The organism is [Bacillus] selenitireducens MLS10, assembly GCF_000093085.1.
Lineage (GTDB): Bacteria > Bacillota > Bacilli > Bacillales > Salisediminibacteriaceae > Salisediminibacterium > Salisediminibacterium selenitireducens.
In genome coordinates this window covers 2024981-2041602 of record NC_014219.1, presented here as the reverse complement: position 1 = coordinate 2041602, position 16622 = coordinate 2024981, and the positions used below count along the sequence as shown (strand labels likewise).

Below are 16622 nucleotides of genomic sequence, written 5' to 3'. Positions count from 1 at the left end.
GAGGTTCAAAGAAATTATTTGTTCAGCATTTGTTTGAAACGCGCAACCACATTTTCTGCGATAAATCCATATTTCTCCATAATCAAATCACCAGGGGCTGACGCGCCATATCCGTCAATCCCGAGAATAGAACCATCAGAAGTCGTGTATCGGTCCCATCCCAACGGATTCGCCACTTCCACGGCGAGACGTTTTGTAAGCGCCGGCGGAAGAACCTCATCTTTATAAGCCTGGTCCTGAGCTTCAAAACGATCCCAGCTTGGCATGCTCACAACAGCGACATGGATCCCGTCTTTTTCAAGCAGCTTTTGGGCCTCAACTGCAAGTGATACTTCAGATCCCGTCGCAAGTAGCAGACCGTCTTTATTGCCATTCGCATCAGAAACCACATACGCGCCCTTCTTTACACCTTCATAAGCGTTTTCCTTTGTTCCTTTCAATACAGGGAGATTCTGACGGGTCAGGACGAGCGCTGTCGGCTGATCTGTCGTTTCCATTGCAAGACGCCACGCTGCTTGTGTTTCGTTACCATCAGCCGGACGGATGAGTGAAAGGTTTGGAATCGCACGCATAGCTGCGAGTTGTTCGACCGGTTCATGCGTCGGTCCGTCTTCACCGACTGCAATGCTGTCGTGTGTGAAAACATAGGTCACAGGAACACCCATTAACGCAGACAATCGAACGGCTGGTCTCAAATAATCCGAGAAAACAAAGAACGTCGCCGCATAAGGACGCACACCCCCATGGAGAGCCATCCCATTCGCCGCTGCAGCCATGGCAAACTCACGAACACCAAACCAGATATTTCGGCCGCTGTGTTGATCACGGGAAAAATCTTCTTCGCCATTCAACATGGTTTTGTTTGATGAAGCGAGGTCAGCTGAACCGCCAAATAACGAGGGAACACTTTTAGCAACTGCATTCAGAACTTCTCCACCCGTCGCACGGGTAGCAGCTTTTGATCCTTCTTCATAAACAGGAAGTTCCTCTGCCCATCCTTCTGGCAATTTGCCTTCAATGGCAAGTGCAAGTTCTTTGCCCTGCTCAGGGTAAGCTGCTTTGTATTTCTCAAATAAAGAGTTCCAAGCCTCTTCAGCCTCTGCACCTTGTTGTTTGTACTGCTCATAATGCGCCTTTACGTCCTCAGGAATATGAAACGGCTCTTCGGAAGGCCATTTGTAAGCTTCTTTTGCCAATTTAACTTCATCTGCTCCAAGCGGTGCACCGTGTGCAGCGTTTTTCCCGCCCTTGTTTGGCGACCCATAACCGATGACCGTTTTAATTTCAATCATAGTTGGGCGATCATCATTGCGGCCTTCTTCAATCGCTTTTCCGATCGCGTCAAGATCATTGCCATCTTCAACATAGAGCGTATGCCAGCCGTAGGCATCAAAACGCTTGCGTACATCTTCAGAGAACGACTGATGAAGATCCCCATCAAGAGAAATATCATTGGAATCGTAAAGCAGGACAAGTTTTCCTAACTTCAAGTGCCCGGCAAGTGAAGCCGCTTCCGCAGATACGCCTTCCATCAAATCACCGTCTCCGCAAAGTGCATACGTGTAATGATCCACGATGTTAAAGTCATCTGTGTTGTATTTGCCTGAAAGGTGTTGTTCAGCCATTGCCATTCCAACAGCCATGGCAATTCCCTGTCCTAGTGGACCTGTTGTTGCTTCAACACCTGCTGTATGACCGTACTCTGGATGACCAGGTGTCTTACTTCCCCATTGGCGGAAATTTTTTAATTCGTCCAAAGAAAGATCATAGCCATGAAGATGAAGGAGACTGTAAAGCAGCATCGAACCGTGTCCTGCGGATAATACAAAACGGTCACGGTTGAACCAGTCCGGGTTTTTCGGATTATGGTTCATAAAGTCAGTAAATACTTTGTAAGCCATAGGTGCAGCACCCATTGGAAGCCCCGGGTGTCCGGAGTTTGCTTTCTCAATTGCATCGATCGAGAGGGTGCGGATTGTATTAATGGCTTTTTCGTGGATTTCTGTACTCATTCACTATCAACCTCTTTCGTTTTTAATGATCAAATCTATTCATTATCATAACTCTTTCAGAGTCGTTAGACAACCTGTATTCTAAAGAAGTCATACCTCTGTTAAATTTTTCACATTGACGGTACGATATGCAGCCACTAATTTCGTGTCACATAATCCACTTTCATGCAAATTCATGGTAAACATCAACTGATTTCGGTCATAATCAATAATTAAAAAAAGACTGTTTTTAATAACAGTCTTAATTGCAAAAGCATTAATGGTAATCTTTCTTGCTCTTTTCTTTTTCATCTTTTAATTTCTGAGGTGTCACATCAGTACCGGTCTCATCCACGACCTTCATAGACTTCAACTGATTTTTAAACGACTTCCGAACGTTTTTCAAATATTCTTCTCTCAGTTTTTTCTGTTCTTTTTGTTCCTTCAGGGAAAGACCTTCGGATTTAGACTTTCTTGCAAGTTCGTTAATCCGGGTGATTTTATTATTATCCAGCATGCGATTTCCTCCAATAATCATTCTAATTCTTATGCTAGATGATCTGAGAGAAAATTTCAAGCATCGGAATCTTTGACAGGATTATTGGACATGTTCTGTTTCATTTGTTGATAATCATTGTATCTTCTGTTCGCAGTTGCTTTAGAAAGATCATACCCCAATCCCCTCAAAGTGGCAGCGATCTCATGAAACGTCAAGCCTTTGTCCCTTAATCTCACGATCTCTTCAACCGGCACTTCTTTCTTCGAACGTCCTCCATTATGCAACCCTTTAAGATTTTTCTCAGGGCTGTATCCTTTCCCTACAGCTTTCTGCATCCCTCTTGATATTTTGGCATTATGAAGCTTCCGTTGATATGCCTCAACAACAGACACGATATCAAGAACCATTGATTCCGTTTCTGACAGAACAAGTTCACCCTGATGATTCAATGTGTAGATCACAGTTCTGTTCTTAAAGAAATAATGTATCAAAGCCATTTTTGCATTACCGCGCCCGAGCCTTGTATCGTCCTGAACAAGCAAGCAATCAATCTGCTGATTTTCAACGAGATTCATAATAGCGAACATACCTTCACGTTCGATATCATATCCACTTGCCTGTTCAGAAATAACCTTCTCAATTTCCACTCCCCACAATGATGCTGCTTCCTGCAGTTCCTCTACTTGACGCTCCAGAGAACTCACCTGTGATTCTTTATCCGTACTGACTCTTGCATAAATCGCACCCTTCATTCCATTGCAACTCCATTTCCTCCTGCGGGGACATCCAGAGTCTGCCCAGGTTTCACAAGAGCTCCATCAAGTTCATTTGCTATAACAATCCACTCCACTGCCTCCTCAATTGTCAAAGACGTGTGACCCGAAAACCGATTCGCTATATTCCAGAGATTATCACCATCGTAAACAATCACCTGCTGAACAGGCCCGTCATACTGAGGCGCAGAACCTGATGCCGCGTCAAATGTATGGAAAGTAAAAAAAACAGCTGCCATCATTAATAGAATTGCAGAAATATCACCCAGACGTTTCATTTTGATCGCCTCCAGAGAATGTTTGTTCTCTTTTACTATATACGGAACAATTGTTCTTGTCAAGGCATTTTAGAACTAATGTTTGTAAAACGAATGTTCCCGTGATATAATGAGAACAAGTAGCGAACATGTATAGCCTTGCAGGTCGAAATATCTGCCTATTACTTAAAGAGAGGTGTTCATCCATGAAAAAATTATCAACACGTCAAAAATCCATCTTAGACTTCATTCGTGATCAGGTCCAGGCACGCGGATATCCGCCATCAGTCCGGGAAATCGGAGAAGCCGTCGGATTGGCATCAAGTTCAACCGTACACGGTCATCTTTCACGTTTGGAAAAAAAAGGGTACATTCGAAGAGATCCAACAAAACCAAGAGCCATAGAACTGATCCAAAAAGACCGTTACGGCTCAGAAATCACATCATCTCCTTCAATAAGTATCCCGGTGGTGGGTAAAGTAACTGCCGGTTCTCCAATTACTGCAATTGAAAATGTTGAAGAATACTTACCAATGCCGGTAAGCTTCGTACAGGATGAAGAATCATTCATCCTTGAAATCTCAGGTGATTCTATGATTGAAGCCGGAATTTTTAACGGCGATTTTGTAGTTGTACATCCGCAATCCACCGCAAACAATGGTGACATTGTTGTTGCGATGACGGATGAAGATGAAGCCACTGTCAAACGTTTCTTTAAAGAAAAAGATCACGTAAGGCTTCAACCTGAAAACGCCAGCCTTCAACCGATTATCCTTGAGAATGTGACCATCCTCGGACGAGTTATCGGGGTATTTCGTTCTTTTCATTAATCAAACACGTCAAAGAAACTCTGTTTTTGAAGCCCTTTGTATGGATAGCCGCTTATAGAAAAACTCCCGGAAATCAGTTGATTTCCGGGAGTTTTTCTATGCTGTTTATTTGGGTCAAATACCGGTCATGTCATCAAATAACATCATTTTGCAGTCTTGACATGAACACAAAAAACCCCAGAACCGTTGAGGCTCTGAGGCTGATCTTATTAATACATCTGAATATACTGTTCTCTTTCCCATGGGTGTACTTGGGTACGGAACATATCCCACTCGATTTCTTTAGACTCAATGAAGTGCTCGAGAGCATGTTCACCAAGGGATGTCATAATTGTTTCATCTTTCTTCAATGCCTCAATCGCTTCTTTCAACGTTGCAGGCAGTGCGTCGATTCCTTCTACAGCACGCTCGTTCTCATCCATAGCATAGATGTTACGATCCGTTGCTGCTGGAGGCGTCATTTTATTCTTCACGCCGTCAAGACCAGAAGCTAGCATCGCAGCCATTGCAAGGTAAGGGTTCGCAGATGGATCCGGGCTTCTCACTTCAATTCGTGTGCTTAGGCCACGTGATGATGGAATACGAACAAGTGGCGAACGGTTCCGCATTGACCAAGCAACATAACATGGTGCTTCATAACCAGGGACAAGACGCTTGTATGAATTTACTGTCGGATTCGTGATCGCAGTAAATGCAGCAGAGTGCTTCAGTACCCCTGCAAGGAACTGCATAGCCGTTTCACTCAATTGAGTGTCTGTAGACTCGTCAAAGAACGCGTTAACACCACCTTCTTTGAAGAGAGACATGTTGGCGTGCATCCCGCTTCCGTTCACACCGAATAATGGCTTCGGCATAAAGGTCGCATGTAAACCATGCTTTCTTGCAATTGTTTTTACAACAAGTTTGAACGTTTGGATGTTATCACAAGTCGTTACAGCATCAGCATATTTAAAATCAATCTCATGCTGACCAGGCGCTACTTCGTGGTGAGAAGCTTCGATCTCAAAGCCCATGTCTTCGAGTTCAAGAACGATATCACGACGGCAGTTTTCACCAAGGTCTGTTGGTGCAAGGTCAAAATAACCGCCTTTGTCATTCAGTTCAAGCGTCGGTTCACCATTTTCGTCATTTTTAAAGAGGAAGAATTCCGGCTCAGGTCCGATATTGAAATCAGAATAGCCCAAGTCTTTCGCTTGCTGAAGTACTTTCTTAAGTACGCCACGCGGATCACCTGCAAACGGTGTTCCGTCCGGATTGTAAACATCACAGATAAGACGCGCAACTTTACCCTTTTCAGGTGTCCAAGGGAAGATCACCCAAGTATCGAGGTCCGGATAGAGATACATATCCGATTCTTCAATTCTTACAAAGCCCTCGATTGATGATCCATCAAACATCATCAGGTTATCCAATGCTTTTCCAAGCTGGTCAATTGGGATTTCAACGTTCTTAATGATCCCCAGTAAATCTGTGAACTGCAATCGGATAAATCGTACGTTCTCTTCCTTGGCCATTTTAAAAATGTCGTCTTTTGTGTACTTGCTCATCTTATCTGACTCCTCCTTTGATTTTGCTGCTCTTTCTTGTTTCAAACTTGTTTGAAAAAGAGAAAGAGCAGACAGCGTGTAAAGTTTTGAATAATGTAAATATTCACGCTGTTTTGTGTCGATGTGTATAGAATACCAAAAAAACTTCTTCATAGTGACATGTTGTCAGAAAATCTAACAGGGAAATTATCTGACAACAAAAAAAGAAGTTCCCGTCAAAGAATGAGCGACTTTGAACGAGAACTTAAGGTTTCATCACCTATCATCAGCTAATATGACAGATAATGCGTCAAAAACAGCGATTTTCACATGTTCATATGTTAATCCGCCCTGCACATAGGCCGTATAAGGCTCTCTGAGTGGTCCATCCGCAGACAATTCAATACTTGACCCTTGGATAAAAGCACCTGCAGCCATAATGACTTCATCCTTATATCCGGGCATAGCACTCGGTTGAGGTGCCACATGAGCATCTACTGGTGAAGATGCCTGTATCGATTGACAAAACCGGATCATATCCTCTCTGGAATGAAATTGAACAGATTGAATCAAATCCGTTCTCGGTGCTTCAAATGAAGGTGCAGTCACCATTCCTGCCGCTTCACACATCGCTGCAGTATATACAGCTCCTTTTACAGCCTGATTCACCACATGGGGAGCGAGAAAAAATCCATGCATCATGTCCCGTAAATGACCGGATGTAGCTCCCCCCTCCAAACCAATTCCCGGCGCTGTCATCCGATTCCCGCACTGATTGATTAATGACTGTTTTCCTGCGAGGTATCCCCCTGATTTAGCAAGGCCGCCTCCGGGATTTTTAATCAGCGATCCGGCAATCAAATCTGCACCCGCTTCTACAGGTTCACTCGTTTCTACAAACTCGCCATAGCAATTATCCACAAATACAATCAGGTCGGGACGGATTCCTTTCACGAAAGCAATCATCTGTTCAATTTCCCCAACTGTAAATGACGGTCGGTCCCCATAGCCTTTTGAGCGCTGTATGCCAATTACTTTCGTCTCTTCGCCAATCGCCTGTCGTACGGCTTCCTTATCCAGTTGCCCATTTAAGAGTGCAACTTCCCTGTATGTAATCCCAAAATCCTTCAGTGATCCTGCTCCTTGTTCCCCCCGCGTACCGATCACTTCTTCAAGCGTGTCGTATGGTTTTCCCGTTACATATAAAAGTTCATCCCCCGGGCGGAGCACCCCAAAGAGGGCTGTACTGATCGCATGCGTCCCTGAAACAAGCTGCGGTCTGACAATGGCTGCCTCAGCTTTAAAAACAGTTGCATAAATATCTTCGAGTTTTTCTCTGCCGGCATCATCATACCCGTAGCCAGTTGAACCATGAAGGTGAAAATCAGAGATGCTGTGTAAACGAAACGCATCAAGTACTTTTCGCTGGTTTTTCTCTGCAATTCCATCATGGTAGCTCAAAAACGGTTGAATCCGTTCTTCTGTCTGTGTTTTAATCTGTAATAATTCCTCAGTTCTCATAATTCGGTTCTCCTTATTTATCCTCAGAGCGAGTCATCAGATGATAGATCGCGGAATCCTGTTGCGCATAACCACGTACCCTGTATAGTTCACCATCTTCTACAAATGTTTCTTCATGGACAATGGTCTCTTCTTTCAGACGATGAAGAAGTTTTCCTTCATAAGCCTGAACAGATACCTGGTATGGCACAAAAGCATCTTCAATCGTCTGTTCGAGTTTGTTTAAAAACCGTTGTATGTCATCGTCACTCATGGTGGACAATAACAGTGACGGAGTTGATAAGGCAAAGAAATCACCTTGAATCAAATCGCGTTTATTATAAACCGTGAGTCTTGGGATATGTTGCGCATCAAGATCATCCAGCAGTCGATTCACGGATTCTTCGTGATTGACTGCATCTTCATGTGACGCATCCACAACGTGAACAATGAAGTCTGCGCCGGTTACTTCTTCAAGGGTTGATCGAAAGGCTGCAATCAATGTTGTTGGAAGCTGTTGTATGAAACCGACGGTGTCAGAAAGAAGAACATCCATTCCCTTAGGGAGGCGGATTTTTTTCGTCGTCGGATCAAGGGTTGCAAACAGCTGATCTTCAACCATCACATCAGCTTGACTGAGTCGATTAAGCAATGTCGATTTACCTGCATTGGTATAACCGACAAGAGCAATCTGAAAAGCCTGATTCCGCTTTCTGCGTTCCCTGTAACGCGTCCGGTGCCTGACAACCTGCTCAAGTTGGCTTTTTATATCATCCATCCTCTGGCGGATATGACGCTGATCAACTTCGAGCTGTGTCTCACCGGGTCCTCGGGTACCAATTCCGCCGCCCAAACGGGACATAATATGCCCTTGCCCCCTGAGCCTTGGAAGCAAATAATTAAGTTGGGCCAACTCAACCTGAAGTTTTCCTTCTTTGGACTGGGCGCGCTGCGCAAAAATGTCCAATATCAACTGCGTACGGTCTAATACAAGGGCATCTAGTTCCGTTGAGATGTTACGCAACTGCGAGGGGCTGAGTTCATCATTAAAAATAACAAGGTCCGCGCTAATTTCATCCATTGCCTGTTTTAATTCAAACAATTTCCCTTTACCTATGTATGTTGCTGCCACGGGATGGTCCAATGCCTGTTCCACTTTCAGTTCAACGGTTCCTCCTGCAGTTTTAACCAGAGACTCAAGTTCATCCATCCGATGTTCAAAAGCCTTACGATCACCTTGTTTCTCTTCCACCCCAACAATAATTACCGTTTGTTTTGCAATACGCTGTTCCAATACTCCGTCATCCTTTCTGAACGCTGAACCTCCACACAACTATTGTCTGCGGCTTCAGAAGTACTTCAAGCTTTTCCTTTTTTATATGCTGAAGTCTTGAAGACTTCCCGTATTTCCTGACAGTTTGATTATCCATCCTGATTCGATCAAAATGAAAAGCCTGGAATCACCAGGCTCCATTTGATTCTATACACGATCCAGTCAGGATTTATCTCCCTGAAGATTTACATTCCGTTGAGGAGAAAATGTGGAAATCGCGTGTTTATACACTAACTGCTGTTTGCCATCGGTCTCAAGAATGACTGTAAAATTATCAAAGCTCTTCACCTGACCTCGAAGCTGAAAACCATTCAACAAAAATACAGTGACAGGAATACTGTCCTTACGAAGTTGATTCAAAAATTGGTCTTGGATGTTTACCGGCTGTTGTTTCATCGTCTCTTCCTCCCTTGATAGATCATTTCTCTCTACTTCTTTTGATTCGCGATTGATTCCTGATATTCCTGTACGATGCTGATCATATCGTGAAGTTTTTTTTCCCTGTTTTCAGATAGATCAAACCAACTCACATCCGTTTTGTTACGAAACCAGGTGAACTGTCGTTTGGCGAAGCGCCTCGAATTCTTTTTTAACGTTTCAATGGCTTCGTTTTTCGTTACATCACCATGAATATAAGGAATTATTTCTTTATAACCAATTGCTTTCATTGCAGATGTTTCCCCATACCCCATTTCAAGAAGAGACGCGACTTCCTCAATTAATCCTTCATCAATCATCTGATCAACCCGCTGATTAATCCGCTCATACAATTTCCCGCGCTCCATACTGAGACCGAATATCACTGGTGTATAGGGGCTCTGTTTTTCTTGTGCCTCTGTTTCTCCACCTGAAAAAGTCCCGGTTAACCGGTATACCTCAAGCTGTCTGATAACCCGTCTGAGATTATTCGGATGAATGGCTGCCGCCTGATCAGGTGAAATCGCCATCAGTTTATCATGAACAGTTTTATTCCCTTTTTCCCTTGCCAATGCTTCTAATGATTTACGGTATGCAGCATCTTCCGGCGCCTCTGTAAACTGATAATCATACAGCACACTGTTTACATATAATCCTGTTCCCCCTACTAGTAGAGGCTGGTTGCCACGGTAATGAATATCTTCGATCGCTGTTTTTGCCCTTATTTGAAAATCACGCACAGAAAAAGAAGAATCAGGGTCAAACAGATCTATCAAATGATGGGGGACTCTGGCACGTTCCTGTACAGAAACTTTCGCAGTTCCGATATCCATATGCCGATACACCTGCATAGAGTCTCCACTGACAATCTCACCTTGAAACCGTTCTGCGAGATCGAGGCTGAGTTCCGTTTTCCCGACAGCAGTCGGACCTACTATTGCAATCACAAGGGGCTTCATATACTTCCTCCTGAATGGTCCAAAATACCATAATGGACTTTTGACGATTTTCGAACAGTCCGTTTGAATCCGAATGCTTCAAATCGCGAACTGCGAAAATGATCTTTTAAAACGACGCGTTTTCGTGAAATTCTGAGAGCTTCATTCACAGCTTCTCCTGTCAGTTCATTCATGACTGCATGTGCTCTCATGATGCTTATGCCATCCGATTTGTTGATTTGTTCATGAAACATCGGATCAAAATAGACAATATCCACCGACTGATCAGGCTGCGCACTCAACCATTGAACATGGTTCACCTGATACACTTCAATTCGCCGCATTGCTTTTTTTAAAGGCGTAAAATCATGTTCATAACTTTTAAGGCCTAATGAGGTGATTCTTGCAATATCAGGAGACCCTTCAAGTCCTGTAACAAACCCTTTCTCCCCCGCAGCAAGACTCAGGATTTGCGCATCAGCACCCATACCAAGAGTCGCATCGACAATGCGATCTCCCTTTTTAACTCCGGCAGCTTCAATCAGCGGATCGCTCCCATGCCGGATCAGATGTTTGGCACGAAACATGGCTGTATTCGGGTGAAAAAACAGCGGCTTCTCATCCGGAGCTCGGTATAGTTCAACTCTCTGTTCACCAACGACAAAGATACCGTCCGGTTCAGACTTTCTGTAAAGGAGAATGCGAAAGAGTTCAGCGATCGAAGCATGCTTCCGCTCTACATAAGTCATACCCCATACATTTCCGAGATATTTGGCCCGCTCTGTATAAAAAGGGCCACCGTTTCTCGAGGTCGTAATATAATACTTCATCATGCGTTATCTTCTCCCTGATTCCTACATCACCCGTTTAAACATCCGTTCGATATCATGCGTGCTGTAATGGATGATAACCGGTCTGCCGTGAGGACATGTAAACGGATCTTCGCAGCTTCTCAAATCATCAAGAAGCCTTTCCATTTCGTCTGAACGCAGGTGCCGGTTTGCCTTGATTGCCGCCTTGCATGCCATTAAAATCGCAGCCTCTTCTCTGATGACTCCGGCAGACAGACGCTTACCTTCTTTCAGCTGTTCAAGCCATTCATACAAAATGGCTTCTTCATCACCATCAGGGAACCAAACCGGTACCGAACGAATAAGATACGAACGCTGACCGAACAGTTCTACAGACATCCCCATCCGTTCAATCTCGTTTTTGTGCTGAATAAACACATCGTGCTCCTGATTCGTCAGTTCTATTGTCAAAGGAACGAGCAAATCCTGCTGGGTTTTCGGTGGATCGTCCACTTTCTCTCTGAAATATTCATACAGAATGCGCTCTTGGGCTGCGTGCTGATCAATCAGGTATAAGCCGGATTCATTTTCTGCGAGAATATATGTGCCATGATGCTGACCGATTGGGTATAACTTCGGAACGCGTTCGCGCTGTCTCGGTAATCCTTCTTCATATACGTGAGTGGCCTGACGCTCTTCTCTCTCTTCAAATGGGACATCTTTCTTGGTATCTGCTTTGCCGGTCTCTTTTCTTACACTTTCTCCTGACCGGGGTTCTTCACGGCCAGATGCAAATTCGGAATAATCCGGATTTGCATCTGGCCCGGATTTCTTTTCGGACCGATCTGATTTTGACTCATCGAGGCGCGTTTCTTCATCAAAAGCGAGCGGCACTTGTTCAGATTTGTCCCGGGACACCTGTTTTCTTACCGTCCCTTCCGAAGCTCTCGGTATCAGTGTTTCTTCTGCAAAAACATCTTTAATGGCATCCGTTACGAGTTGCTGCAGCTCCTGTTCTTTACTTAACCGGACTTCAAGCTTTGAAGGGTGTACGTTAACATCCACCAGATGGGGATGAACGTCTATCATAAGAACCGTTACAGGAAATTTCCCAATTGGCAACAGTGTATGAAAGCCAGCCTGAATGGCTTTCATCACCGGATAGCTCTTTACGTACCGGTGATTGAGTAGAATAGTCATATAGGAACGGTTCGCCCTGTTGACCTCAGGTTTTGCAACATAACCGCTGATTTTGAAATCTTTCGTTTCGGCTATTAGAGGAAGCATTTTAGAGGCAGTCTGTATTCCGTAAATCGATGCAATCACCCGAATCACGTCACCATTCCCCGTCGTCTGTAACAAAGTGGTATGTCAACACTAAATCGGACAAAAAAATTAAGGTCCCGTTGACTTGTATTCAGCTGGTGATAAATAATCCAATGATCCGTGAATTCGAATATTGTTGAACCAGTTCACATAATCAAAAAGTTCAAGATCAAGTTCTTGTTGGCTAGAAAAAACCGCACCACGAACGAATTCGATCTTGATGGTCTTGAATGTGGCTTCAGCTACGGCATTGTCATAGGGCGTTCCTTTGTCACTCAATGATCTGGTAATACCGAAGGTATCGAGTGCCTGGTCGATCAGGTGATTTTTAAACTCAGTGCCTCTGTCTGTATGAAAGATCTCGATCCGATTTAGATTGTAGGGGACGGATGCAAAGGCAGTTTGAACTAATTCAGCGGTTTTATGAGGCCCGGCGCTGAACCCAATAATCTCACGATTATATAAATCGACTAATACACAAATATAATGCCATGCTTTGTTCACGCGGACATACGTTAAATCGCTGACAACAACGCTTAATTCGTCGTCCTGATCAAACTTCCGGTCCAGTGTGTTGCCTGTTTCGGATTCATTGCAGCTAGATTTTGAAGGTTTAAATTGAGCTACGGTATACTTTGATACCAAACCCTGTTCAGCCATGATCCGCTTGATACGGCGTCTCGACACCGTCCATCCAGCTCTTTTCAATTCAGCTTTGATCTTCCGTTGACCATAGATCTTACGACTCTTCATGAAAATGCTTACGATCAATTCTGTCAGTTCTTCTTGCTCTGATTCATTTTGCCGTTTGGATTCGTAATAGAATGAGCTTCTTGCAATTTGTAGGACGTCGCACATTGCTGATACCGAGTATTTGTAACGATTAGCCTTGATTACATTTACTTTCGTCCTATGATCAGCGCGGCTTGCTTTAAAATATCATTTTCCATGGTCAGCTGTTTATTTTCTTTCTTGAGCTGTAACAGCTCTTCTTCAACAGACGTACGGTTATCCTTTTCCTTGAAAGATCCACTACCCTGGTATTGCCTAACCCATTTATCAAAGGCAGAAGGCGTCAGCTCGTATTCTTTGATGAGTTCGGATCGGGGCTTGCCAGCTTGATGCAGTTGCACGATCTGTTCTTTGAATTCCTTTGTGAAACTTCTCCGTTTGCGAGTTGTCATAAAACAGCTCTCCTTGGTTTGTATTTGAACCAAGTGTACGGGACCTTAACGAATCTGTCCAACTAAGTGTAACCGATCCAAAGTTTTACCATTGTGAGAATAAGTGAACGCCACATCAGGTCTTGAAAGGGCCATCCGGTTTACAATATCGGATACATGACCGACCTCAGTATGAATGGTACGCAAGTATTTCAATCTGGCAGGCGTATTATAAAACAAATCCGTAACGGTCACATCCGTCCCTTTTCGTGGCGCTGCATGTTGTCTGTTAATGACCGCGCCACCCTTAACCGTAATCTCATGCCCCACTTCCTGACCGTCACTCGTTACAAGATTGACCTGAGACACAGATGCAATACTCGGTAACGCTTCCCCCCTGAACCCGAGAGTCTTGATTCGGAACAGATCGTGTTCATGAACAATTTTACTCGTTGCGTGTCGGAAGAACGCCCGCTCAAGATCGTCTTCTGCAATGCCGCTGCCATTGTCTGTCACCCGAATGGCTGCTAATCCGCCTTCTTGGAGGTCTACTCGAATTCGGTCTGCTCCGGCATCAAATGCATTTTCAATGAGCTCTTTAACGACTGATGCAGGACGTTCCACGACTTCACCAGCGGCGATCTGGTTGGATAGTTGTTCATCCAACTGTTGAATGATGCCCATGTTTAGCCTCCTCTCAGGTAAGTTTTTGCTTTAAATCGTCGAGGATCTGGATAGCCTGGATCGGGGTCAGATGAAGAAGATTGAGGTTTTGAATGGCTGCCAGCACTTCTTTCTCTTTCCCTGTCCGTTCACTTTCCATCACACTTGCATCGAAGAGCGGGATTTGTTCATCACGCGCAGATGGCACAGCAGAAGATGTTGAGACCTCCTGTGCCTGTGCTTCAAAATCGGCAAGCAATTCTTTAGCGCGTTCAATCACTTCCCTTGGCAACTCGGCGAGCTGAGCTACATAGATCCCATAGCTTCTGTCAGCCGGGCCATCGATGACCTTGTGAAGAAACACAACCTCACCGTCCTCTTCCCTCGCCGCTACATGAACGTTATGGCACCGTTCGAGGTTATCTGCGAGCTGCGTGAGTTCATGGTAGTGGGTTGAGAACAATGTTTTCGCCTGTACGGTGTCATGGACATATTCGATGACTGCCTGAGCAAGCGACATCCCGTCGTAGGTTGATGTACCGCGTCCAATTTCATCCAAGAGAATGAGGCTTTGCCTCGTTGCGTGCTTCAATGCCTGTCTTGTCTCAAGCATTTCGACCATAAAGGTGCTCTGTCCCTGGGCGAGATCATCTGCTGCACCGATCCGGGTGAAGATTTGGTCAAAGACGGGCAGTTCCGCTTCATCTGCAGGAACAAAACAGCCAATCTGAGCGAGGATGGACAGATGAGCGAGTTGACGCATATATGTGCTTTTACCTGCCATATTCGGACCGGTTATCAGTAATATATCCTTATCTTCATCCATCGTGAGATCATTCGCAACATAATCACCGTGATCAATCATCGTTTCGACGACCGGATGACGGCCATGAATGACCTTTACAGGTCCATTTGCTTTTAACGTCGGCTGAACATAGCCGTTTTGCTCGGATACTTCTGCGAAACTGACGAGAACGTCAACGGCACTGATCGTTTTTGCAAGCTTTTGCAACGGACGAATATAGGCTTTCACACGGTCCCGGATTTCAAGGAACAGTTCATGTTCGAGTTTGACGCTTTTTTCTTCTGCTTCAAGGATCAGCTGTTCTTTTTCTTTCAGCTCCTCGGTGATGTACCGCTCTGCATTCGACAGGGTCTGTTTCCGTTCATACCGCCCCTCCGGAAGGGCTGCGATATTTGCTTTCGTCACTTCGATATAATAGCCAAAGACCTTGTTGAATCCGACCTTGAGCGATTTAATTCCAGTATGGGCCCGTTCCTGTCTTTCGAGTTCCGCAATCCATGATTTCCCGTTCGACATCGCTTCACGGTAAAGATCCAGTTGTTCATCGTAGCCATCCTTCAGTAAATCACCTTCTGTAATACTGACCGGGCAGTTTTCCTGAATACTGACTTCAAGAAGCTCTCTCAGCTCATCGCAGGTCTCCGCTCCTTCAATCAGTGGCATGCTGTCATCACCTGCAATGTCACGGATCAGATCAAGGATCTGAGGCACTTTTTCCAAAGAATGCTTCAATTGAATAAAGTCACGGCCATTGACATTGCCAAAAGCGACTCTTCCGGAAAGCCTCTCGAGATCATATACACCCTGCAAGGCAGTCTTTAATGACTGTCTTTCAAAAAAATAATCCATGAGCGAACGAACAATCCGCTGTCTTGAACTGATTTGATCAATGTTAAGAAGCGGTTTATTGATCCATTGTTTAAGAAGCCTTCCTCCCATCGCGGTACTGGTCTCATCAATGACACCTAGGAGAGACCCCTGTTTCCTCCGATCCCGCAGGGTACCTGTCAGTTCAAGGTTTCGTTTTGAATGGGCGTCCATGTGCATATAGGCTTGTCTGATATACACGTCAGCCATCTGCACATGCTCAAGAGCACCTCCTGCTGTGTGACCGACATAGTGAAAAAGAACATCTGCGACGCGAAGCAGTTCATAATCTTCCACTTTTGAAACTGCGTGTGGTGGGGATGATCCAGGGGTTATCGTCACTTTCGATACGGTCATGCCCATTGGTTCAATCAACGCATTCAGCGCATCCTCATCGATTGAATCATCAATCACCACTTCTCTGCACTGATAGACTGCAAGCTCGCTGATAAGAGCATCATTTGAATCAAGCTTTGTAAGCCTGAACTCACCGGTTGTTGTATCAAGAGCGGCCAAAGCTGTCTCTCGATTGTCTGATGACTCAGAGAGTGCGATAAGAAAATTATTTTCTTTGTCATCAAATGCACCGGTATCCATGACTGTCCCCGGCGTAATGACTTGAACGACCTCGCGTCTGACCACACCTTTTGCCTGTGCGGGATCTTCCGTCTGTTCACAAATTGCCACCTTAAATCCTTTTTCGATCAGTTGTCGGATATACTGTTTGGAAGAATGATGAGGGACACCGCACATTGGTATCTTATCTTCACCCTTTCCCCTCGCAGTCAAAGTGATTTCAAGTTCTTTTGCTGCCCTTTTGGCATCTTCAAAAAAGAGCTCATAGAAATCACCGAGCCTGAAAAACAGAAATGCATCCTGATAATCGTTTTTTATTCGTAAATATTGCTCCATCATCGGAGTATTTGCCATATGTATCGCCAGC

At 44.7% G+C, this 16622-nt stretch carries 14 protein-coding genes and 1 pseudogene; 1 reads left to right on the top strand and 14 read right to left on the bottom strand.

Translation table 11 applies throughout. From position 1 onward, the window contains the following. Positions 1-14: 14 nt before the first annotated feature. The 4 genes from tkt to yneA all read right to left on the bottom strand — a co-directional run bounded on the left by tkt (position 15) and on the right by yneA (position 3541). Positions 15-2012 carry a transketolase gene (tkt, locus tag BSEL_RS09410; protein WP_013172764.1) on the bottom strand — a complete coding sequence of 666 codons (1998 nt, stop codon included), beginning with the start codon at positions 2010-2012 and terminating at the stop codon, positions 15-17. A 256-nt stretch (positions 2013-2268) separates the two neighbouring features. After that, entirely contained in the window at positions 2269-2508 is a 240-nt protein-coding gene (locus tag BSEL_RS09405; RefSeq protein ID WP_013172763.1) for a DUF896 domain-containing protein, read from the bottom strand. Positions 2509-2564: 56 nt separating this feature from the next. After that, positions 2565-3242: a YneB family resolvase-like protein gene (locus BSEL_RS09400; RefSeq protein ID WP_013172762.1), complete on the bottom strand. Its 678-nt coding sequence runs from the start codon at positions 3240-3242 to the stop codon at positions 2565-2567. Further along, positions 3239-3541 (bottom strand): cell division suppressor protein YneA, encoded by a 303-nt coding sequence (gene yneA, locus BSEL_RS09395; protein ID WP_013172761.1) that lies wholly within the window; start codon positions 3539-3541, stop codon positions 3239-3241. The genes BSEL_RS09400 and yneA overlap by 4 nt, the downstream gene beginning before the upstream one ends. Positions 3542-3726: 185 nt before the next feature. Here yneA and lexA point away from each other — a divergent pair, with 185 nt between their 5' ends. Further along, on the top strand, positions 3727-4350 hold the full coding sequence (gene lexA / locus BSEL_RS09390; RefSeq protein ID WP_013172760.1) for a transcriptional repressor LexA: 624 nt from the start codon (positions 3727-3729) through the stop codon (positions 4348-4350). Positions 4351-4559: 209 nt separating this feature from the next. Here lexA and glnA read toward each other — a convergent pair whose 3' ends face one another. The 10 genes and pseudogenes from glnA to mutS all read right to left on the bottom strand — a co-directional run bounded on the left by glnA (position 4560) and on the right by mutS (position 16609). Beyond that, entirely contained in the window at positions 4560-5897 is a 1338-nt protein-coding gene (gene glnA / locus BSEL_RS09385; protein ID WP_013172759.1) for a type I glutamate--ammonia ligase, read from the bottom strand. A 255-nt stretch (positions 5898-6152) separates the two neighbouring features. Beyond that, positions 6153-7397, bottom strand: coding sequence for a methionine gamma-lyase family protein (locus tag BSEL_RS09380; RefSeq protein WP_013172758.1), 1245 nt, complete (start codon positions 7395-7397; stop codon positions 6153-6155). 13 nt (positions 7398-7410) lie between these two features. Then, positions 7411-8670 (bottom strand): GTPase HflX, encoded by a 1260-nt coding sequence (hflX, locus tag BSEL_RS09375; protein WP_013172757.1) that lies wholly within the window; start codon positions 8668-8670, stop codon positions 7411-7413. A 201-nt stretch (positions 8671-8871) separates the two neighbouring features. Next, entirely contained in the window at positions 8872-9105 is a 234-nt protein-coding gene (hfq, locus tag BSEL_RS09370; RefSeq protein ID WP_013172756.1) for an RNA chaperone Hfq, read from the bottom strand. Positions 9106-9137: 32 nt separating this feature from the next. Next, positions 9138-10085 carry a tRNA (adenosine(37)-N6)-dimethylallyltransferase MiaA gene (gene miaA, locus BSEL_RS09365; RefSeq protein WP_013172755.1) on the bottom strand — a complete coding sequence of 316 codons (948 nt, stop codon included), beginning with the start codon at positions 10083-10085 and terminating at the stop codon, positions 9138-9140. Then, positions 10082-10897, bottom strand: a complete 816-nt coding sequence (locus tag BSEL_RS09360) for a class I SAM-dependent methyltransferase (protein WP_013172754.1) — start codon at positions 10895-10897, stop codon at positions 10082-10084. Before BSEL_RS09360 ends, miaA begins: the two co-directional genes overlap by 4 nt. Positions 10898-10918: 21 nt before the next feature. Next, the gene (mutL, locus tag BSEL_RS09355; protein WP_269815722.1) at positions 10919-12217 is read right to left on the bottom strand and encodes a DNA mismatch repair endonuclease MutL; all 1299 of its coding nucleotides are present in this window, start codon (positions 12215-12217) and stop codon (positions 10919-10921) included. A gap of 33 nt (positions 12218-12250) precedes the next feature. Then, positions 12251-13365 (bottom strand): IS3 family transposase gene (locus BSEL_RS09350; RefSeq protein WP_095522123.1). Its coding sequence is split into 2 segments (ribosomal slippage): positions 12251-13116 and positions 13116-13365, totalling 1116 coding nucleotides; the frame shifts between segments, so codons are not numbered across the junction. A gap of 48 nt (positions 13366-13413) precedes the next feature. After that, a pseudogene (gene mutL, locus BSEL_RS09340) lies at positions 13414-14028 on the bottom strand (DNA mismatch repair endonuclease MutL); the annotation flags it as partial. A 13-nt stretch (positions 14029-14041) separates the two neighbouring features. Next, entirely contained in the window at positions 14042-16609 is a 2568-nt protein-coding gene (gene mutS, locus BSEL_RS09335; protein ID WP_013172753.1) for a DNA mismatch repair protein MutS, read from the bottom strand. Positions 16610-16622: the final 13 nt, after the last annotated feature.